The 19,830-nt window shown below is 61.2% G+C and carries 17 protein-coding genes; 15 read left to right on the top strand and 2 right to left on the bottom strand.

Going from position 1 to position 19,830, the window contains the following annotated elements:
• The first annotated feature begins 83 nt into the window (after window positions 1-83).
• The 12 genes from KTN04_RS12720 (at window position 84) to KTN04_RS12775 (ending at window position 13,654) form a co-directional block, all read left to right on the top strand.
• Window positions 84-1,613, top strand: coding sequence for a bifunctional aminoglycoside phosphotransferase/ATP-binding protein (locus KTN04_RS12720; protein WP_217335612.1), 1,530 nt, complete (start codon window positions 84-86; stop codon window positions 1,611-1,613).
• Window position 1,614: 1 nt separating this feature from the next.
• Window positions 1,615-1,950 carry a Rieske (2Fe-2S) protein gene (locus tag KTN04_RS12725; RefSeq protein WP_217335613.1) on the top strand — a complete coding sequence of 112 codons (336 nt, stop codon included), beginning with the start codon at window positions 1,615-1,617 and terminating at the stop codon, window positions 1,948-1,950.
• A 235-nt stretch (window positions 1,951-2,185) separates the two neighbouring features.
• Complete coding sequence (dksA, locus tag KTN04_RS12730; protein WP_217335614.1) at window positions 2,186-2,617, top strand: RNA polymerase-binding protein DksA; 432 nt, start codon at window positions 2,186-2,188, stop codon at window positions 2,615-2,617.
• A gap of 55 nt (window positions 2,618-2,672) precedes the next feature.
• Window positions 2,673-3,572, top strand: a complete 900-nt coding sequence (gene gluQRS / locus KTN04_RS12735; RefSeq protein ID WP_217335615.1) for a tRNA glutamyl-Q(34) synthetase GluQRS — start codon at window positions 2,673-2,675, stop codon at window positions 3,570-3,572.
• On the top strand, window positions 3,572-3,745 hold the full coding sequence (locus KTN04_RS12740; RefSeq protein WP_217335616.1) for a hypothetical protein: 174 nt from the start codon (window positions 3,572-3,574) through the stop codon (window positions 3,743-3,745). The genes gluQRS and KTN04_RS12740 overlap by 1 nt, the downstream gene beginning before the upstream one ends.
• Window positions 3,735-6,686: an ATP-binding protein gene (locus tag KTN04_RS12745; RefSeq protein ID WP_217335617.1), complete on the top strand. Its 2,952-nt coding sequence runs from the start codon at window positions 3,735-3,737 to the stop codon at window positions 6,684-6,686. Before KTN04_RS12740 ends, KTN04_RS12745 begins: the two co-directional genes overlap by 11 nt.
• Window positions 6,683-8,077 carry a sigma-54-dependent transcriptional regulator gene (locus KTN04_RS12750; protein ID WP_217335618.1) on the top strand — a complete coding sequence of 465 codons (1,395 nt, stop codon included), beginning with the start codon at window positions 6,683-6,685 and terminating at the stop codon, window positions 8,075-8,077. Before KTN04_RS12745 ends, KTN04_RS12750 begins: the two co-directional genes overlap by 4 nt.
• Before the next feature lie 520 nt (window positions 8,078-8,597).
• Complete coding sequence (gene pcnB, locus KTN04_RS12755) at window positions 8,598-10,046, top strand: polynucleotide adenylyltransferase PcnB (RefSeq protein ID WP_217335619.1); 1,449 nt, start codon at window positions 8,598-8,600, stop codon at window positions 10,044-10,046.
• Between the two features lie 2 nt (window positions 10,047-10,048).
• Window positions 10,049-10,531, top strand: a complete 483-nt coding sequence (gene folK / locus KTN04_RS12760) for a 2-amino-4-hydroxy-6-hydroxymethyldihydropteridine diphosphokinase (protein WP_217335620.1) — start codon at window positions 10,049-10,051, stop codon at window positions 10,529-10,531.
• A 51-nt stretch (window positions 10,532-10,582) separates the two neighbouring features.
• Window positions 10,583-11,377, top strand: coding sequence for a 3-methyl-2-oxobutanoate hydroxymethyltransferase (gene panB / locus KTN04_RS12765; RefSeq protein ID WP_217335621.1), 795 nt, complete (start codon window positions 10,583-10,585; stop codon window positions 11,375-11,377).
• 2 nt (window positions 11,378-11,379) lie between these two features.
• Window positions 11,380-12,219, top strand: a complete 840-nt coding sequence (panC, locus tag KTN04_RS12770; protein WP_217335622.1) for a pantoate--beta-alanine ligase — start codon at window positions 11,380-11,382, stop codon at window positions 12,217-12,219.
• Between the two features lie 253 nt (window positions 12,220-12,472).
• Window positions 12,473-13,654, top strand: coding sequence for an acetyl-CoA C-acetyltransferase (locus KTN04_RS12775; protein ID WP_217335623.1), 1,182 nt, complete (start codon window positions 12,473-12,475; stop codon window positions 13,652-13,654).
• Between the two features lie 76 nt (window positions 13,655-13,730).
• On the opposite strand, the gene KTN04_RS12780 is transcribed toward KTN04_RS12775, so the two are convergent.
• The gene (locus KTN04_RS12780) at window positions 13,731-14,573 is read right to left on the bottom strand and encodes a 6-carboxytetrahydropterin synthase (protein WP_328515986.1); all 843 of its coding nucleotides are present in this window, start codon (window positions 14,571-14,573) and stop codon (window positions 13,731-13,733) included.
• A gap of 117 nt (window positions 14,574-14,690) precedes the next feature.
• Between KTN04_RS12780 and rsuA the strand changes: the two genes are divergently transcribed.
• The 3 genes from rsuA to KTN04_RS12795 are packed head-to-tail and all read left to right on the top strand — an operon-like array spanning window position 14,691 to window position 17,123.
• Window positions 14,691-15,380, top strand: coding sequence for a 16S rRNA pseudouridine(516) synthase RsuA (gene rsuA / locus KTN04_RS12785; protein ID WP_217335624.1), 690 nt, complete (start codon window positions 14,691-14,693; stop codon window positions 15,378-15,380).
• A gap of 1 nt (window position 15,381) precedes the next feature.
• Window positions 15,382-16,443 (top strand): methyltransferase, encoded by a 1,062-nt coding sequence (locus KTN04_RS12790; protein ID WP_217335625.1) that lies wholly within the window; start codon window positions 15,382-15,384, stop codon window positions 16,441-16,443.
• Complete coding sequence (locus tag KTN04_RS12795; RefSeq protein WP_217335626.1) at window positions 16,440-17,123, top strand: YciC family protein; 684 nt, start codon at window positions 16,440-16,442, stop codon at window positions 17,121-17,123. Before KTN04_RS12790 ends, KTN04_RS12795 begins: the two co-directional genes overlap by 4 nt.
• Window positions 17,124-17,553: 430 nt before the next feature.
• Here KTN04_RS12795 and pnp read toward each other — a convergent pair whose 3' ends face one another.
• Window positions 17,554-19,656, bottom strand: a complete 2,103-nt coding sequence (gene pnp / locus KTN04_RS12800) for a polyribonucleotide nucleotidyltransferase (protein ID WP_217335627.1) — start codon at window positions 19,654-19,656, stop codon at window positions 17,554-17,556.
• Window positions 19,657-19,830 lie beyond the last annotated feature (174 nt).

Here is a 19,830-nt window from a genome sequence, read left to right on the forward strand (position 1 = left end):
TGCGCCTCTTGGCAGGGGGAGTTCTCTTTTTACTCATCGGGTCAGTATAATCTCATGCCATCGCTGACAACAGCTGGAGCCTCATGTTACCCAAACTGATCGAATCATTGCGCGACCCGGCCTGTTATCCACACGCCGTGACCGACATCGACGTCATTGAAACCCATATTTCCTGGATTCTGCTGACCGGCGAGTTCGCCTACAAGGTTAAGAAACCGGTGAATTTCGGTTTCCTGGATTTCACCACGCTGGAACAGCGCCGCCACTGCTGTGAGGAAGAGGTGCGACTGAACCAACGCCTGGCACCGGACATCTATATCGGCCTGGTACCGATCGGCGGCCACAGCGAGGCCCCTGAACTGGGCGCAGAGGACGGCATCATCGAATATGCCGTCAAAATGTACCAGTTCGATCCTGAACTGCGCCTTGACCGCCTGCTTGAGCGCCACCTGTTCAAGCCCGAGTGGATCGACCTGCTGGCTGAACAGATTGCTGCCTTCCACCAGCGCATCCCCATCGTTGCTCAGGACAGCCCCTGGGGCGAGCCGGATACGCTATGGGAAGTGGTCGCGGACAACTACCGCTATATTCCGCCAGACCACCTGGGTGCCGAAGACTGGGCCCTGCTGCAGCAGCTGTCGGCGCGCACAGCAGAAAATTTCCGTGCACTGGAAGGCCTGATGCGCCAGCGCAAGCGCAACGGTCGAGTCCGTGAATGCCATGGCGACCTGCACCTGGCCAACGTCAACCTGTTCCATGACGAACTGCGTCTGTTCGACTGCATCGAATTCAATCTGGAATTTCGCTGGATCGACACCATTTCCGACCTGGCGTTCCTGCTGATGGATCTGGAAGCCAACCAGCAATTCCGCTGGGCCAACCGTTGCCTCAACCGCTACCTGGAGCTGACCGGCGACTATGGTGCGCTGCCGTTGCTCAATTTCTACAAGGCCTACCGTTCCATGGTCCGTGCCAAGGTGGCCATGCTAGGCCCCAACCCGGATGTGCCCACCTGTCGTCATTACCTCAAGCTGACCGAGCACTACTGCCGCCCGCGCACCCCCGCCGTGTTCCTGATGCACGGCGTCAGCGGCAGCGGCAAGAGCTATCTCAGCGAGCGCCTTGCTGAAGCCGTGGGTGTGATCCGCATCCGTTCCGACGTGGAGCGCAAGCGGCTGTACCGCGAACTGAGCCTGCAGGGTAATTCGCTGCAGCTGTATGGCGCCGAGATGAACAGCCGCACCTTCCAGCACCTGTTGGACACCACCCGCCTGATGCTCAAGGCCGGTTACTCCGTGGTGGTGGACGCCACCTTCATCCACCAGCGCACCCGCAATGCCTATGCAGAGCTGGCAGCCCTGCTGGACGTACCGGTACGCATCATCAGCTGCCATTGCGAGCAGAACCTGATCGAGGCCCGGCTCAAGCGACGCCAGCAAGAAGGCCTCGACCCGTCCGATGCCGATGTGGACGTGATGCGTGAACAGATGAGCGTCATGCAGCCGTTGAGCAGCGACGAACAACTGATCACCCTGCCGGTCGATACCCGCGATGACGAAGCCATCGAGCAGCTGATGGCCCAACTGCGCGCCCAGCGCCTGCTGGAGGAATAAGATGCCGAATATTCGCCTGTGCCATGTTGATGAGCTCGATCCCGTCGAAGGCCAGAGCTTCGAACTGGCCGACGGCAGCGCCGTGGTCGTGTTTAAGCGTGGCGCGCGCGTGCTGGCCTGGCACAACAACTGCCCCCACCGAGGCATCCGCCTGGAGTGGCAACCGAATCAGTTTCTCGATGACGAAAAGCAGTTCATTCAATGCGCCACCCACGGTGCCTTGTTCGGGGTCGAGGATGGGGTCTGCGTGGCTGGCCCCTGCCCCGGCGAGCAGCTGTCCCCCCTGCCGTGCCGGGTCGAGCAGGGAGTCGTCTACCTGCAGCAGAATCGATCATGAGGGTACGATCGAGCATGCTCGCAGCCGGTTCTACTTTGGTCGCGGCACACGCCCGCACCGCGTCTGCATGACATCAAACGGCTGGCAAAAAGGCCAAAGAGGTCTAGCCTAAACTCTGGGCTTCTGGTACTTTCACCGGCTTTCAAAACACCCTAGTGTTCCCATATCAGGGGCGCCGGGCCGGAGCAATCGGGCTTGAACAGGTCTGAGCCCCCAATGACGTGAGGCTGCGCCAATGCCAAAAACCAAAGATACCCAGTTCATGCATTTCGAACCCTATCCGCTGGATACCGGTGAGGAGTACATGAATGAAGCGCAGAGAGAGCATTTCCGCAAGATTCTGCTTGGCTGGAAACGCGAACTGATGGAAGAGGTGGACAGCACCATTACCCACCTGAAGGAAGAAGCGTCCAACTTTGCGGATCCCAGTGACCGCGCCAGCCAGGAGGAAGAGTTCAGCCTGGAACTGCGCACCCGTGATCGTGAGCGCAAGCTGATCCGCAAGATCGACGAAGCGATCGAAAGCATCGACGAAGACGACTACGGCTTCTGTGAGGCCTGCGGTGTCGAAATCGGCATTCGCCGCCTGGAAGCCCGTCCGACCGCCACCCTGTGCATCGACTGTAAGACGCTGGCCGAGATCAAGGAAAAACAGCTCGGCCGCTAAGCGGACGTGCCCCGGAGCCGTCGGTTCCGGGGCGATTCAGCTGTGAGTGCCCATTATGCCCTGTATTGGACGCTTTGCGCCCTCGCCCACCGGCCCTCTCCACTTTGGTTCCCTGCTGGCAGCACTGGCCAGCTATCTGGATATTCGCAGCCGTAACGGATTCTGGAAGGTCCGCGTGGAGGACCTCGATCCGCCCCGGGAACAGCCCGGCGCTGCCGACCACATCCTGCGCACCCTGGAGGCTTTCGGCCTGCACTGGGACGGCGAAGTTGTATACCAGAGCCAACGCCATGATCTCTACCAGGAGGCGCTACAGGTCCTGATCGATCAAGGCACCGCCTACCCCTGCAACTGCAGCCGCAAGCAGCTCCGTGCCCGTGGCGTTCAAGGCTATGACGGCCACTGTCTGCATCAGCCGCCACCGGCCTTGGCCAACGTGGCCTACCGGGTACGCCACCTGCAGCCGAGGCAACACTTCAACGACCGGATCCAGGGCCGACGCGACTACCACTGGCACGGCCATCAGGGTGATTTTGTGGTCTTCCGCCGCGACGGGCTCTTTGCCTATCAGCTGGCGGTGGTCGTGGATGACGCCGACCAGGGCATCACCGATATCCTGCGCGGCAGTGATCTGATCGACGAAACGCCGCATCAGCTGGAACTGCAACAACAGCTGGGCTACCCACCGCCCGACTACGCCCATATCCCGGTCATCACCCATGCCAACGGCCAGAAACTGAGCAAGCAGAACTTGGCACCGGCCATTGATCCACAGGACCGCCTGACCCTGCTGCGCCAGGCCCTGAGCCTGCTGGGCCAAGGGCCGAGCCCTGACCTGGCGGATGCCACACTCACCGAGCTGCTCGACTGGGGCTGCCTGAACTGGAACCCGGCGGCCATACCGGCCGTTCTCAGCCTGCCCGCCGCCAAACACCTTCCCGGGCAGGTGTATTGATGCACCGGCGCCTGCTACTGTTGCTGGCACTGGGCGCCCTGCTGTTGATGCCGTCGCTGGTCGAACAGCTGCTGTTTACCAACCGGCACTGGCTGCTTCCCTTTATTGTTTGGGCGCTGCTGATTCTGATCACAGCGGCCGCTGAATGGCGCCACCGTCACCATGAACTTTGATTTGACCACCCTGACACTGCTGGGCTGCGGCTACCTGCTGTCCCTGTTTGGTGCCGCCTGGCTGAGCGAGCGCAAGCGCCTGCCGGAACGGCTGGTACGCCACCCGCTGGTGCATGTGCTGGCCTTGGGTGTTTTTGCCAGCGCCTGGACCTTTTACGGCATCTTTGGCGTCGCCTACGCGTCCGGCTATGCCTATCTGATTTCCTATCTGGGGGCCTCGGCAGCCTTCATGCTGGCCCCTCTGATCATGGTCCCCATTTTGCGCATTACCCGGCGCCACCAGCTCAGCTCTCTGGCCGACCTCTTTGCCTTCCGCTTTCGCAGCGGGCGCGTCGGTACGCTGACCACCCTGTTGACCCTGTTCATCAGCCTGCCGCTGATTTCGATCCAGATTCAGGCCCTGGCCGACTCGCTGCCGATGCTGAACCAACAGATCTCATCGACCCAGGCCGCCGCCGGGTTCTGTACCGTAATCGCCCTGTTCACACTGCTGTTCGGAGCCCGCCACGCCTCGGTACGCAACAGCCATCAGGGTCTGCTGTTTGCTATTGCCACCGAATCGCTGGTGAAGCTGGTCGCTCTGCTGACCATCGCCGGTTATGCCCTGTTTGCCGTACTGGGCGGCCCATCCGGCCTGATCGACTGGCTGGCGGCCAATCCGACCGCCCTGGAACCACTGCAGCGGGCGCCGGATACCGATCACTGGCAGATACTGCTGCTGGCCTTCTTTGCCTGCGCCTTTGTCATGCCGCACATGTTCCATATCGCCTTTACCGAAAACCTGCCCACCGAAAGCCTGTATCGCGCCAGCTGGGGCGTGCCTCTGTTCCTGCTGCTGCTGGCTCTGTGTGTACCACCCATTCTATGGGCGGCGGTCAAAAGCGACGCCATCAGCAACCCAGAGTACATGGTGCTGCAGCTGGGGCAGGCATTGAAACTGCCCTGGCTGGGTGTGCTGGCGTTTATCGGCGGATTGTCGGCCGCCAGCGGCATCATTATTGTCGCCACCGTTGCCCTGGCATCCATGCTGCAGAACCACGTGGTGCTGCCACTGGTGCGGGTGCCGGACAACGTGCGCTTCTACGCCTGGCTGCTGTGGATCCGCCGCCTGATCATCCTCGGCGTGCTGCTGGGCAGCTTTCTGTTCTTTCAATTCATTGGTCATCGCTTCGATCTGAACCAGCTCGGCTTGCTGGCCTTTATCGCTTTTCTGCAGTTCCTGCCCGGTGTACTGGCCACCCTGTACTGGCCTGGTGCCAGCCGTCACGGTTTTCTGGCCGGTATCCTGGCCGGTTTCAGCGTCTGGGGGCTGGGCCTGCTGCTGCCGATGATGGGCCTGCTGGGCAGCGGTGAAACACCCGGTCTGCCGGCGTCCCAGGGCTATGCGATGGCGCTGCTGTCGCTGCTGGCCAATGCGCTGGCCCTGGTCAGCATCTCGATGCTGTTTCCCGGCAGTCGCGAAGAACGCCTGGCCGCCGATGCTTGCATGCTCAATGCCTTGCCACGCCCCAGCGGTCAGGGCATCCAGGTGCAAAGCGAAGCCGATTTTATCGACCGGTTGACGCCGCGCCTGGGCGAGCGCCCGGCCCGGCGTGAAGTGCGCCGCGCCCTGCGCGAACTGCAACTGCCGACCGGACGGCTGACACCGCTGGATACCCTGCGGCTGCGCTCGCAGCTGGAGCAGAACCTGTCCGGCCTGCTCGGGCCGGTGGAGGCCGCCGCCCTGCTGGCGCCATTGGATGCCCCCGCCGGGCATGACTTCAAAGGGCGGGATGTGCATCTGCTGGAACAGCAGCTTGAAACCTATGATCAGCGCCTGTCGGGGCTCGCGGCCGAGCTGGACCAATTACGCCGCTACCATCGTGCCACACTGCAACGCTTGCCGATTGGGGTCTGCACTCTGGACGCCAACCGGGAAATCCTGTTCTGGAATGCCGAGCTGGAAAGCTACACCGGCCTGAGTGCCGACAGCACCTTGGGCACGCCACTGGATCAGCTGCCCGCCCCCTGGACCGAGCTGCTGGTCCCCTTCGCCAGCACCCATACGCTGCACCAGAGTGCCCAGTGCATCGAACTGGATGGCGCACGGCGTTGGTTCAGCCTGCATAAGGCCTGGCTGGAAGACACGCCCTCGGCACAAGGCATGGTGTTGTTGATCGAGGAAGAAACCGAGCACCAGCTGATGGCGCGCAAACTGGCACACAGCGAACGCCTGGCGTCCATCGGCCGCTTTGCCGCCGGGGTAGCACACGAAATCGGTAACCCGGTCACCGGCATCGCCTGCCTGGCCCAGAACCTGAAGCTGGAAACCGACCTGCCTGAGGTGCTAGACACCGGCGACCAGATTGTCGATCAGACCCGTCGCATCACCCGTATCGTGCAGTCACTGGTGCGCTTTGCCCACACCGGGCGCCAGGAGGGCCCGGGGTCGCTGGAACCGGTCAACTTACATGCCTGTGCGGCTGAAGCCATTCACCTGGTCAGCCTCGACAGCCGCAGTCGCCAACAGAGCTTCATCAACGACATTGCACCGGACCTGATGATTCAGGGCGACCTGCAGCTGCTGCTACAGGTGTTCGTCAACCTGCTTAACAACGCCAGCGACGCCTCACCCGCCGACGGTGAAATCCGGCTGACCTCGGAACAGAATGAGCACAGCAGCCGCGTGCTGATCACCGACACCGGCACCGGCATTGCCCCCGAGCATCTGGAGCAGCTGTTCGAACCCTTCTTCACCACCAAGGAGCCCGGCAAGGGCACCGGGCTGGGCTTGCCTTTGGTCTACAACATCATTACGCAGCACTATGGTAATATCGAAATCTTGAGTCCGGCCGACAAGAAACAGAACAAAGGCACTCGGGTCGTTATCACCTTACCCCGGCTGCAGCAGAGCATGCTGTCTGCGCTGTCGGAGGCAGATGGAGAAGGTTTGTCCGGATGAGTCGAATTCTGATTGTTGAGGATGAAAGCATCATCCGCTCAGCACTTAAGCGCCTGTTGGAAAAGAACGGGCATGACGTCAGTGATGCCGAATCGGTCAGTGATGCTACCAGCCGCTACCCCCTCGACAGTTTCAACCTGATCATCTCGGACCTGCGTCTGCCTGGCGCCCCCGGCACCGACCTGATCGAACTGGCCGGCCAGGTGCCGGTGCTGATCATGACCAGCTATGCCAGCCTGCGTTCGGCCGTTGATGCCATGAAGCTGGGCGCCATCGACTACATTGCCAAGCCCTTCGACCACGACGAGATGCTGAAGACCGTGGCCGGCATTCTGGAACAGCGCCCGGCACCGGCGGCCACCGACACCACAGCGACCGAACCCGGCGACGGCCAGACCCATATCCTTGGCTCCTGCAACGCCATGCAGGAGCTGTACCGCCGCATCGCCAAGGTAGCCCGCACCGACGCAACCGTGCTTATTCTGGGCGAATCCGGCACCGGCAAGGAGCTGGCTGCCCGCGCCATTCACGAGCAAAGCGACCGTTCCGGCAAGCCGATGGTCTGCGTCAACTGCGCCGCCATCCCGGAAACCCTGATCGAATCCGAACTGTTCGGCCACGAGAAGGGCGCCTTTACCGGCGCCACCAGCAGCCGCAGCGGCCTGATCGAAGCGGCCGACGGCGGCACCCTGTTCCTCGACGAGATCGGCGAACTGCCGCTGGAAGCCCAGGCACGCCTGCTGCGCTTCCTGCAGGAAGGCGAGATCCGCCGTGTTGGCGCGGTGCAACCGCTCAAGGTCAACGTGCGTCTGATTGCCGCCACCCACCGGGATCTCAAGTCCCGCGCCCGTTCCGGCCAGTTCCGTGAAGATCTGTATTACCGTCTTTACGTGATGGAGCTGCGTATGCCGCCGCTGCGCGAGCGTGAGAACGACATTCTGGAGCTGGCCGAAGCCTTTCTCGACAAGCAAGGCCGCAAGATGGGCTGCGAGCCACTGCGCTTCAGTCCCGATGCACTCGACCTGCTGCGCCGTTACCACTGGCCCGGCAATGTCCGCGAGCTGGAAAACGCCATTGAACGCGCCGTGATCCTGGCCGACGGACAGCAGATCACGCCCGAGCTGCTGGGGCTCGACGTGGAACCGCACAGCCTCAGCGAACTGGAAAGCCAGTATCAGCAGACCCGCTCCACTCCATCGCCGGTACCCGATGCCGCCCCTGCAGCCCCGGCGCGAACGGACCTGTCACTGGACGATTACTTCCAGCGCTTTGTGCTGGAAAACCAGGACCAGATGAGCGAGACCGAGCTGGCCAAAACCCTGGGCATCAGCCGCAAGAGCCTGTGGGAGCGCCGTCAAAAACTGGGCATTCCGCGCAAGCCCAAAGGGTAACCTCAGGTAACACTCACAAGTGTTACCGAACTACCCAAGCCCGCACGAATAACGTGGTTTCAGGTAACACTCTGTTGTTTTTTTCATACCCTTATTCGGACTATAAAAACAAAAACCTTATAAAACATTAAGTTACATTTTTTGGCACGCGCCCTGCATTATATTTAGCAGAACAACAACAACGTACACCCTGAAGCTCGCTCGGCAATAAAAATAACAATAGAGCGAATGGATGAGTGACCTGCCTCGAATAAAAATAACAACGAGGCTTAGTCGGTCGATAAAGTGGCACTGCAGCGCTCCCCAATCAGTGCTCTTAGGAACAAAAACAACAAGCTAAGTTTTATGTTGCCACTTTTCGACCGACACCCCCCACTCTCGCTACCCCCCTTCTATATCTGTCAACGTTACGCCCCTGCTTCTTCATTCCACCTGCCTAAGGGCAACCTTATGCTCAGGATAGTCAGGTGTTATGATGCGCCATCCGTGAGCCGTTACAGACAGGGACACAGCACGACCCATGCCGAATATTCCAGTTATCATTATCGCCATTCTGGCCGCCGCCCTGGTTGCCTGGATACTGTTGCGCAAACGTACTGGCGCTGCCCGTCAGGCGGACGTCAGTGCGCCGAATGCTCCCAGCGAGACGCTTGAAAACGGTCGCCGCCGCATTCCAGAATCTGAACATCAGATCCCGCGCCGCTACCTCGACGACAATGCCATGAAAGTGGTGTATCGCCTGGAGGATGCCGATCACGAAGGCTATCTGGTCGGGGGCTGTATCCGCGACCTGCTGCGCGGTCTCAAACCGAAAGACTTCGATATCGCCACCTCGGCCCATCCCGAGGAAGCCGAGGAACTGTTCCGCCGCGGACGCCTGATCGGTCGCCGCTTCAAGCTGTTGCATGTACGCTTCGGTCGCGAAGTGATCGAAGTGGCCACCTTCCGCGCATCACACGACCAGGGAGAGGCCGGCCGCGAACAGGCCCGTACCGCCGATACCGGGATGATTCTGCGCGACAACGTTTACGGCACCATCGAAGAGGATGCCCTGCGCCGTGATTTCACCGTCAATGCGCTGTATTACGATGCCAAGGATCACAGCATCCTCGACTTCGCCGGCGGTTATGATGATCTCAAAAATAACCGCCTGCGCATGATCGGTGATGCCAACGCCCGTTACCGCGAAGATCCGGTACGGATGCTGCGCGCCGCCCGCTTTGCGGCCAAGCTGGGCTTCGAGATCGAGTCCGACACCGCCGAGCCGATTCGGGAACTGGCGCCATTGATGCGCAACGTGTCACCGGCGCGCCTGTTCGATGAAGTGCTCAAGCTGCTGCAAAGCGGCCACGGTGAAGCCTCCTACCGCCAGCTGCAGCGCTTCGGCCTGTTCCAGTACCTGTTCCCGCTGACCGACCAGGCACTGGAAAGCGACGACTATCCGGTCGAAACCCTGCTGATCAACGCCCTGTGCAACACCGATCGCCGCCTGGCCCAGAATAAGAGTGTTACCCCGGCTTTCCTGTTTGCAGCCCTGCTCTGGTACCCGCTGCAATTGCGCATGCGCGAACTAGAAGCCGCCGGCACCGACCTGCCACCGATTCCGCTGCTGCATGAGGCGGCCAACCAGGTGCTGGGCGAGCAGGTCAAGTGCACCGCCATTCCGCGCCGCTTCTCCACCCCGGTACGCGAGATCTGGGAACTGCAGCTGCGCCTGCCGCGCCGCCAGGGCAAGAAGGCCGACCAGCTGATGGAACACCCGCGTTTCCGTGCCGCCTACGACCTGCTGCTGTTGCGAGAAAACAGCGGTGAAGATCTGGGCGGGCTGAGCCAGTGGTGGACCGACTATCAGGTCGCCAACCCGGTCAGCCGTCGCGAAATGATGCCGGAAGAACAGAGCGACAGGCCCAAGCGCAAGCGCCGTCGCCGTCCGCGCAAGCGTCCGAACCAGCCGCCGCAGGGGGAGTAAGCGTGACCCGCGTATACATTGGCCTGGGCAGCAATCTGGAAGACCCGCGCCAGCAGGTCTCGGATGCACTGCTCGAGCTGGATGATATTCCGGCCAGCCGTGTGGTTGCCCGCTCCTCCCTGTACCGCTCGGACCCCGTCGGTCCGCCGGGGCAGCCGGACTATGTCAACGCCGTAGCCGCGCTGGAAACCGAGCTGGCGCCAGAAACGCTGCTGGATGCCCTGCAGGCGATCGAGCAGGCCCATCAACGGGTGCGCAAGATCCACTGGGGCCCGCGCACCCTGGATCTGGATATCCTGCTGTATGGTGACCACATCATCGACAGCGAACGCCTGATCATTCCCCACGCCTGGATGCTGGAGCGCAACTTCGTGCTCTGGCCGCTGGCCGAGATCGCGCCGGATCTGCACTTGCCCGACGGCAGCGAACTGCGCCGTCACCTAGTCCATTGTCCACTGGGCACGCTGGAACGGATCCCGCTATAATCGCCGCAAGCCGAACTGGATCGGCGTCTCATTGATAACAAAGAGAATGCTATGAGTAACATCACGCTGCATACCCTGAGCGCCCGTAAACAGGCGGGTGAAAAGTTTGCCGTACTGACCGCCTACGATGCCACCTTTGCCCATCAGGTCAGCAGTGCCGGTATCGAGATGATCCTCGTCGGTGACTCCCTCGGCATGGTATTGCAGGGCCAGGACAGCACCCTGCCCGTTACTGTTGAAGAGATGGCCTACCACACCGCCAGCGTTGCCCGCGGCAACCAGGGCGCCATGATCATGGCTGACCTGCCCTTCATGAGCTACGCCACGCCGGAACAGGCGATGGAGAGCGCCGCCACGCTAATGCAGGCCGGTGCGCACATCGTCAAGCTGGAAGGCGGTGACTGGCTGTGCGAAAGCGTCAGCCTGCTGGCCGAGCGTGGCGTGCCCGTGTGTGCCCACCTGGGCCTGACCCCGCAAGCGGTCAACAAGCTGGGCGGTTACCGGGTGCAGGGCCGCGACAAGCACAGCGCCCTGAAAATGCTGGAAGACGCCAAGCGCCTGGAACAGGCCGGTGCCAGCATGCTGCTGCTGGAATGCGTGCCCTCGCTGCTGGCCGAGGAAATCACCCGCAACGTCGACATCCCCGTGATCGGCATTGGCGCCGGCCCGCACACCGATGCCCAGGTTCTGGTCATGCATGACATGCTCGGCGTGACCACCGGCCGTATCCCGAAGTTCGTCAAGAACTTCATGGCCGACGCCGACAGTGTCCAGGAGGCCTTCCGCCAGTACGGCGAGCAGGTGCGCAACGGCCAATTCCCGGCTGAAGAACACGGATTCGAGTAATCATGCAAACGCTACACACCCTCGCGGAGCTGCGTGCGGCGGTCCAGCAACACCGCCGCAACGGCAAGCGCATCGCGCTGGTGCCCACCATGGGCAACCTGCACCGCGGTCACCTGCGGCTGGTCAAGACGGCACTGCAGCACGCGGATATCGTCATCACCAGTATCTTCGTCAACCCACTGCAGTTCGGGGCCAATGAGGATCTGGACAGCTACCCGCGCACCCTAGCCGAAGATCAGCAACAGCTGGCGGCCGAAGGCTGTCACCTGCTGTTCGCGCCCTCGGTCGCGGAAGTCTACCCCGACGGGCAGGACGCTCAGACCCTGGTGGAAGTGCCGGGTCTGTCCGACCTGTACTGCGGTGCCAGCCGTCCGGGCCACTTCCGCGGCGTCAGCACCGTCGTCTGCAAGCTGTTCAACATGGTACAGCCGGATGTGGCTGTGTTCGGGCTCAAGGATTATCAGCAGGTCGCGGTCATCCGCAAGATGGTGCGAGACCTGTGCATTCCCGTCGAGATCATCGGCGTGCCCACGGAACGCGCCGACAGCGGTCTGGCACTGAGCTCGCGCAACGGCTACCTCAGCGCCGAGGAACTGGCACGGGCACCCGCCCTGCAGCGTGTGCTGCAGCAGGTTGCCAGCGCCGTGCGCGGTGGCGAGCAGAACTTTGACCTGCTGGAGCAGCAGGCCCAGGCCGAGCTGGAAGCGGCCGGCTTCAGCCGCGACTACTTCCGCATCGTCAATCGCTACACCCTGCTGCCTGCCGAACCGAACGATGACAAGGTGATTCTGGCAGCGGCCCGCCTGGGACCCGCCCGCCTGATCGACAACCTCGAAATCTGACGCTTGCTGCATCGCACAAACCAGAAGGCCTGGCTATGTAAATAAAGCCCGGCCTTTTTTGTGCATTGCAACAACATGAGCGCTTGGTCTACTTGACACTTCCTTCCCGCATCGCGCAGACTCAAGTGAGCCCCGGCTGCGTTCAGCCCGGTCCCTACCTGTGTGCAGTATGCCATGCAACACGACGGTCACCTGATGCCGCTAGCATGGTCACAGGCTCAATAATGATATGAATGAAAGAGGCACACTTACTATGCGCGATGTTGTGATCGTTGCCGCCGGTCGTACGGCGGTGGGTGCATTCAATGGTTCGCTCTCCTCGCTGTCTGCTGCATCCCTGGGTACAACCGTTCTGCAAGGCCTGATCGAACAGACCGGCCTGAATCCGGCCGAGGTGGACGAAGTCATTCTGGGTCAGGTGCTGACCGCCGGCTGTGGCCAGAACCCGGCCCGCCAGGCCATGATCAACGCCGGCATCCCGCAGGAAGTGCCTGCCCTGACCATCAACAAGGTGTGCGGCTCCGGCCTCAAGGCCCTGCAGCTGGCCACCCAGGCGATTCGCTGCGGTGATGCTGACGTGATCATTGCCGGCGGCCAGGAAAGCATGTCCCAGTCACCGCATCTGCTGCCCAACTCCCGCAACGGCGCGCGCATGGGCGACTGGAAAATGGTCGATTCCATGATCAATGACGGTCTCTGGGATGCGTTCAACAACTACCACATGGGCATCACCACCGAGAACATCGTCGAGAAATACGGTTTCACCCGTGAAGAACAGGACGCCTTCGCCAGCGCGTCCCAGAACAAGGCCGAGGCGGCCGTGACCGCGGGCCGCTTCAAGGACGAGATCATTCCGGTCAGCATTCCGCAGCGCAAGGGCGACCCGGTGGTGTTCGACACCGATGAGCAGCCGCGCTTCGGCTGCACCGCCGAGGCACTGGGCAAGCTACGTCCGGCCTTCAAGAAAGACGGTACCGTGACCGCCGGCAACAGCTCCACCATCAATGACGGTGCCGCCGCCGTGATCCTCTGCTCCGCCGAAAAAGCCGCAGCCCTGGGGCTGAAGCCGCTGGCCCGGATCAAGGCCTACGCCTCGGCCGGGGTCGATCCGGCCATCATGGGCACCGGTCCAATCTGCGCCACCACCAAAGCACTGGAAAAGGCCGGCTGGGGCATCGATGACCTGGAACTGGTAGAAGCCAACGAAGCCTTCGCGGCGCAGGCCATGTCAGTCAACAAGGATCTGGGCTGGAATACCGATATCGTCAACGTCAATGGCGGTGCCATTGCCCTGGGCCACCCGATCGGCGCATCCGGCTGCCGCATCCTGGTCAGTCTGGTGCACGAGATGATCAAGCGCGACGCCAAGAAGGGCCTCGCCACGCTGTGCATCGGCGGTGGCATGGGCACGGCACTGGCCATCGAACGCGACTGATCAGCTGTTAGCCGCTCGCCTTAACACAACAGCCGCCCGAGGGCGGCTGTTGTGTTAATAGGGCACGACGTTCGGATCAGGCCGCGGCAATGGCGCCCTTGCCGATCCCCTCGAAGGCCCGTACCACCACATCCTCGTGTCCGTGCTCGGCCTTGATCTCGGTCGCCAGGTGCATGGCGATCTGCTCCACCGTAGTTTCGGTGTCCATGACATAGCAGCACTCTGCCGGCAGCACCAGCTCAAACGCGCCCTGGGGCGCCGTATAGGCGTAGTGATGCTCGCCATTGGCCTCGGCCTGCAAATGGGCACGGGTACCGATATAAATATCTCGAAAGCGCTCCGCCCAGATACCTTCCAGCGCCTGGTCACGCTGGCCGTTGCGGTAGATCTCGATGCGCGAGCGATGCCCGTGAGCAATACGCTGGCAGTTGCCATCGTGTTGCTGCAGGCCATGGCTGTAATGGTAGAAATGGCCGTCGATGCTTTCCGGCACGAATGCCAGCTCGACGCCACGCACCTGATCCGGGAACAGCGCCAGCAGCTGGTCACGGCACCAGTCGGCCAGCCCCAGGGGTTCGATTTCGGCCGTCGGCACAGCAGCAATGGCCTGCTCGGGTGCCCGACACCAGAAGCGGCGGCCGTCCGGGTACTGCCAACGGACTTCGGTCATGCCGTCCGCCGTGTCCAGCGCCAGCGACTGCAGACCCGTCGGCACCACCAGCTGATGATCGATATTGGCATCGAGCCACTGCTTGACGCGGCGCTTGACCACGCCGAAATCACAGATCATGCCCTGCGTATCCAGGCTGCCATCCAGTACCAACTGTACCGCCCAGGACTCTCCCAGCAGGCCGCGCTCCGGGTGCAGATAGGAAAAGTCCACATGCGTCAGGTTATCGACAAAAAGCTTCACAGCCACCTCAACAATCAGATTTAGAGCGACATTCTAGCGGATTCGGCCCGGGCTTTCACAACGCCCTGTGGTCGTCTGGACCGCTACTATATACTAGACGCTTTAACTGTTTTGCAGGTTCACATGCGACTCGATAAATACATTACTCAGGTTACGGATTTTTCGCGCAAAGAGGTCAAGCGCCTGCTGCATGCCGACGAGGTGACCGTTAACGGCGTACCTGAGCGGGATCCCGGGCGCAAGGTCGGCGAGCAGGACGACATCAGCCTGCAGGGCATGCCGCTTGAAATGCCGCGGACCCGCTACCTGATGCTCTACAAGCCCGAGGGCGTGGTCTGCTCGAACGATGACCCGGTCCACCCCACAGTGCTGGCCCTGCTGGAGCTGCCACGCGTCGAGCGCCTGAACATCTGCGGTCGACTCGATGTGGATACGACCGGCCTGGTGTTGCTGACCGACGATGGCCAGTGGGCGCATCGCGTGGCATCACCCAACCACAAGACCGGCAAGGTCTATCATGTCACCACGGCCGATCCCATTCCGAGCCGGGCCGTGCAACAGTTTGCCGAAGGCCTGATGCTCAACGGCGAGCGCGAGCGCACCAAACCGGCCGAACTTGAGATCCTGTCCGAGCATGAGGCCCGCGTCTGCCTGCACGAAGGCCGCTACCACCAGGTCAAGCGCATGTTTGCCGCCATCGGCAACCGGGTGGAGGCACTGCACCGGGAACAGATCGGTGCCATCGTGCTGGACGAAATGCTGGACCCCGGCGAATACCGCGAACTGACCGACGACGAGATAGCCAGTATCTGACATGGACCTGCTGACCACCGAACTCAACACCCGGCTGCACAACACCCGCGCCAGCACCCTGTGGCTGGTCGACGAGAACATTCAGCTGGACACGGCGGCCAACCCGACCGTGCACGTCGTGGGCAACCGCCTCGACGTGATCGAGCGCCTGCAGCAGCACGGCTGGCAGGCCGCGTTCAGCGATTTCGATCTATCTGGACTGGCGGCAGGCGGTTTCGACCAGATTCTGTATCGGGTTTCCAAGGAAAAGCCAGTCGTACATTACCTGATCAGCGAAGCCCAACGCCTGCTGCGCCCGGATGGCCAACTGGTTCTGCTGGGCGACAAGGGTGAAGGCATCCGCACCTATGCCAAGAAAGCGGCGGAGTGCCTGGGCGGCTCGCGCCAGGAACAAAAGCTGGGCAAGGAGAGCTGGTGTGCCGAGATCACGCGCGGCCTGACAGGGGGCAGCTGCCCCGAACACCAGTGCTATCCCGAGCTGCGTCCGGCCTGCGAGGATACCCGGCATACCTACTGGTCAAAGCCGGGGCTGTTTGGCTGGAACAAGATCGACCGCGGCAGCGCGCTGCTGATCGAGCACTTGCCGAACATGCTCGACACCACGCTGCCGCTGTCGGGTTCGGTGCTCGACCTGGGCTGTGGCTTTGGCTACCTGGCATTGAATGTTGCCGGTGGCGCCACGCGCCTGGTCTGCAGCGACAACAATGCCGCCGCCCTGCGCGCCTGCCGTCACAACCTGGATCAGGCCGGCCTGACACAGGCCGAGGTGCTGGCGGCCAATGCCGGCGACCGGCTGACACCGGGGTTTGATACCATCGTCTGCAACCCGCCTTTCCACAGCGGCTTCAGTGTCGATGGCGATCTGACCGATCGTTTTCTGGCGGCCAGCCAACGCCTGCTGGCCGTGAACGGAAGCGCCTGTTTCGTGGTCAACCAGCATATTCCACTGGAGCGCAAGGCAGCAGGCCTGTTCGCTGACATCCATACTTGCCTGGATAGCGGCCAGTTCAAGCTGGTCCGCCTGCGCCAACCGATCAACCTTCAGTCTCAGGGATACTCATGACCTTCGACTACCTTCGCCAAAGCCTGTACTTCTTTCGCAACCATGTGAACCGTCTGGCCATGATCCAGCTGCCGTTTCTGGCAATATTGGCTTTCGTGCAGTTTCAGCTGATTCAGCAGTTACCGGTCAACGGCGAAGAGCTGCCGATGGAGCTGGTACAGCGCAACATGTTCATCAGTTCGGCACTGGATCTGTCGCTTATGCCGGTCTACTGGGGGGCAACCCTGTTCTACCTGCAGTCCGTGCTGCAGGGGCAGCCCCTGGCCACCGGTCGCGCGCTGGCGCTGAGTCTGACCTGCTGGGGACGCCTGCTGATTACCTACATCATTTCAGTCCTGGCCATCTCCTTCGGACTGGTACTGCTGATTGTGCCGGGGATCTACATCGGCGTGCGCCTGGCCTTTGCCGAGTTTTACTGTGTCATGGAAGGCATGGGCCCCATGGAGGCCATCAAGGCCAGCTGGGAAAAAACCGGCGACTTCTTCTGGCCCCTGTTTCAGGGTATGGCACTGATTTTCGGCAGCCTGCTGCTGGCGGAGACGCTGATCAGTGAAGCGCTGAGCGATCAAAAGGCGACGCTGATGGTCGTGTCCATGCTGATCCAGTTCATGGGTGTGCTGCCCACCATCTTTGCCTACCGCATCTACTGCGTCATGAAAGCGGACGACGCGCCCGCCTGATGTCTGCGCGCCGCTGCCAATGGGAGCGGCGCCTTGCATCTCCCCCGCCTGTCGACAGACGGCCCTGATTCCACCTGGCGCACCGGCTCACGCCCGCCATCTGGTCTCCTCCTCAGCAAGGTCGCTCCTACCCCCTGTCGCCACGACATCCGTACCGCATTTAGCGCCCGTGCTAGCGTATGTCCGCATACAGGCCCGCTCTCGCACATCCATACACACGCAGCCCAGTGCATCTATATACAACGCCGCGCCTGGGCATCCATGCATACGCGACATAAGTACGTCCATGTACAGCGCCGCTCCTGCGCATCCATGCGCCCGCGGAAGGCCGCCCCGCGGCATACCGTTCATCCTGAACATAAAAAAGCCCCTGGCGGCGGACCGGCAGGGGCTGGGTGTTACGGCTAAGCTGTCAGCAGATCAGCTGAACTCAGGAAACGGCGTCGTCCGCTTCCAGGTCCTTCATGGACAGCTTGATGCGGCCGCGAACGTCCACATCCAGTACCTTCACCTTGATCACGTCATCCATGTTGACGTAATCGGTCACCTTGTTGACGCGCTCGCTGGCGATCTGGGAGATGTGCACCAGACCATCCTTGCCCGGCAGGATGTTCACGAACGCACCAAACTCTTCGATGCGCACAACTTTGCCTTCGTAGATCTTGCCAATTTCGGCTTCAGCGGTGATCGCAGTGACACGATCCAGCGCCGCCTTACCCTTGGCCTTGTCGTCAGCGTAGATGCGGACAGTACCGTCATCTTCGATGTCGATCATGGCACCGGTTTCTTCGGTCAGCGCACGGATGGTGGCGCCGCCCTTGCCGATCAGGTCACGGATTTTCTCCGGGTTGATCTTCAGCAGCTGCATGGCCGGAGCGTTATCCGGCAGTTCCGGACGTGCGTAGCCAATGACCTTGGCCATCTCTTTCAGGATGTGCTTGCGGGCTTCGTGCGCCTGCTCCAGCGCGATTTCCATGATCTCTTCGGTGATACCGGTGATCTTGATATCCATCTGCAGCGCAGTCACGCCTGCTTCGGTACCGGCAACCTTGAAGTCCATGTCGCCCAGATGATCTTCGTCACCCAGGATATCGGTCAGAACGGCAAAGCGATCGTTTTCCTTCACCAGACCCATGGCGATACCGGCAACCGGCGCCTTCAGCGGTACACCCGCGTCCATCATGGACAGGGAAGCACCACACACAGAGGCCATGGAGCTGGAACCGTTGGATTCAGTGATCTCGGATACGATACGGATGGTGTACGGGAATTCTTCCTGAGTCGGCAGAACTGCAGCAACACCACGACGCGCCAGACGACCGTGACCGATTTCACGACGGCCGGTCGCACCCATGCGGCCGGCTTCACCTACGGAGTACGGCGGGAAGTTGTAGTGCAGCATGAACGGATCTTTACGCTCGCCTTCCAGCGCATCGATGATCTGCTGATCACGGCTGGTACCCAGCGTACAGGTGGCGATGGACTGAGTCTCGCCACGGGTAAACAGCGCAGAGCCGTGCACGCCCTTCAGGATATCGATCTCAACATCGATACCACGCACGGTCTTGTTGTCACGACCGTCGATACGCGGCTGACCGTCGATGATACGGTTACGCACGATCTCTTTTTCCAGCGAGCTGAAGATACCGGCCACTTCCTTATCGGACGGCTGGCCTTCTTCCTTGCCGGACAGGGCTTCAACCGCCTTGCTGCGCAGGTCGGACAGTGCGCCCTGACGCTGCATTTTGTCAGCCACCTGGTAAGCCGCTGCAATGCCTTCGCCCACCAGCTCACGCACCTGAGCGATCAGGGCTTCGTTCTTCTCGGCCGGCTGCCATTCCCACTTCGGCTTGCCTGCTTCGACAACCAGTTCGTTGATGGCGTTGATGGCCACCTGCATCTCCTGGTGCGCAAACAGAACGGCGCCCAGCATTTCGTCTTCGGTCAGTTCCTGCGCTTCGGACTCAACCATCAGCACGGCATCGTTGGTACCGGCAACGACCATGTCCAGCTCGGACGCAGCCAGCTCTTCGAAGGTCGGGTTGAGGATATAACCCTGATCTTCGGTGAAACCAACGCGGGCAGCACCGATCGGACCCAGGAAGGGAATGCCGGAGATGGCCAGGGCAGCAGAGGTACCGATCATCGCCGCGATATCCGGGTCGTTCACCTTGTCGGCGGACATGACAGTACAGATGACCTGTACTTCGTTCATGTAACCTTTCGGGAACAGCGGACGGATCGGACGGTCGATCAGGCGAGAGGTCAGAGTTTCCTTCTCGGACGGACGCGCTTCACGCTTGAAGAAACCACCCGGAATACGGCCAACGGCGTAGTATTTTTCCTGGTAGTGAACAGACAGCGGGAAGAAGTCCTGGCCTTCTTTGGCTTCACGGGCACCGACAACGGTACACAGTACCTGGACACCGCCCATGGTAACCATGACCGCACCGCTTGCCTGACGGGCGACCTTACCGGTTTCGATGGTGACTTCATGCTTGCCAAACTGGAATGTTTTGCTAATCGCTTGCACGATAAAAACTCCTTGTTTTCGAGTTTGTCCCGCCAGCAGACCAATCATTCCTCTTTGTAAGCCGGTACTCAGTTATTCACTGACCATTATTGACTGACGACAGTGGATAAGTGAGTACAGGCTGGATGATTGTGTCGGCGGTTACGGGAGCTTTGACTAAAACGGACCGATTAT

The sequence above is a fragment of the Marinobacterium weihaiense genome, assembly GCF_019061305.1.
Classification (GTDB): domain Bacteria; phylum Pseudomonadota; class Gammaproteobacteria; order Pseudomonadales; family Balneatricaceae; genus Marinobacterium; species Marinobacterium weihaiense.

Coding starts and splice junctions, on each gene's coding strand:
- KTN04_RS12725 (WP_217335613.1), top strand. CDS start 1,615: ATGCCGAATATTCGCCTGTGCCATGTTGATGAGCTCGATCCCGTCGAA.
- KTN04_RS12775 (WP_217335623.1), top strand. CDS start 12,473: ATGCGCGATGTTGTGATCGTTGCCGCCGGTCGTACGGCGGTGGGTGCA.
- rsuA (WP_217335624.1), top strand. CDS start 14,691: ATGCGACTCGATAAATACATTACTCAGGTTACGGATTTTTCGCGCAAA.
- KTN04_RS12750 (WP_217335618.1), top strand. CDS start 6,683: ATGAGTCGAATTCTGATTGTTGAGGATGAAAGCATCATCCGCTCAGCA.
- KTN04_RS12740 (WP_217335616.1), top strand. CDS start 3,572: ATGCACCGGCGCCTGCTACTGTTGCTGGCACTGGGCGCCCTGCTGTTG.
- KTN04_RS12720 (WP_217335612.1), top strand. CDS start 84: ATGTTACCCAAACTGATCGAATCATTGCGCGACCCGGCCTGTTATCCA.
- pcnB (WP_217335619.1), top strand. CDS start 8,598: ATGCCGAATATTCCAGTTATCATTATCGCCATTCTGGCCGCCGCCCTG.
- dksA (WP_217335614.1), top strand. CDS start 2,186: ATGCCAAAAACCAAAGATACCCAGTTCATGCATTTCGAACCCTATCCG.
- panC (WP_217335622.1), top strand. CDS start 11,380: ATGCAAACGCTACACACCCTCGCGGAGCTGCGTGCGGCGGTCCAGCAA.
- gluQRS (WP_217335615.1), top strand. CDS start 2,673: ATGCCCTGTATTGGACGCTTTGCGCCCTCGCCCACCGGCCCTCTCCAC.
- KTN04_RS12790 (WP_217335625.1), top strand. CDS start 15,382: ATGGACCTGCTGACCACCGAACTCAACACCCGGCTGCACAACACCCGC.
- KTN04_RS12745 (WP_217335617.1), top strand. CDS start 3,735: ATGAACTTTGATTTGACCACCCTGACACTGCTGGGCTGCGGCTACCTG.
- panB (WP_217335621.1), top strand. CDS start 10,583: ATGAGTAACATCACGCTGCATACCCTGAGCGCCCGTAAACAGGCGGGT.
- KTN04_RS12795 (WP_217335626.1), top strand. CDS start 16,440: ATGACCTTCGACTACCTTCGCCAAAGCCTGTACTTCTTTCGCAACCAT.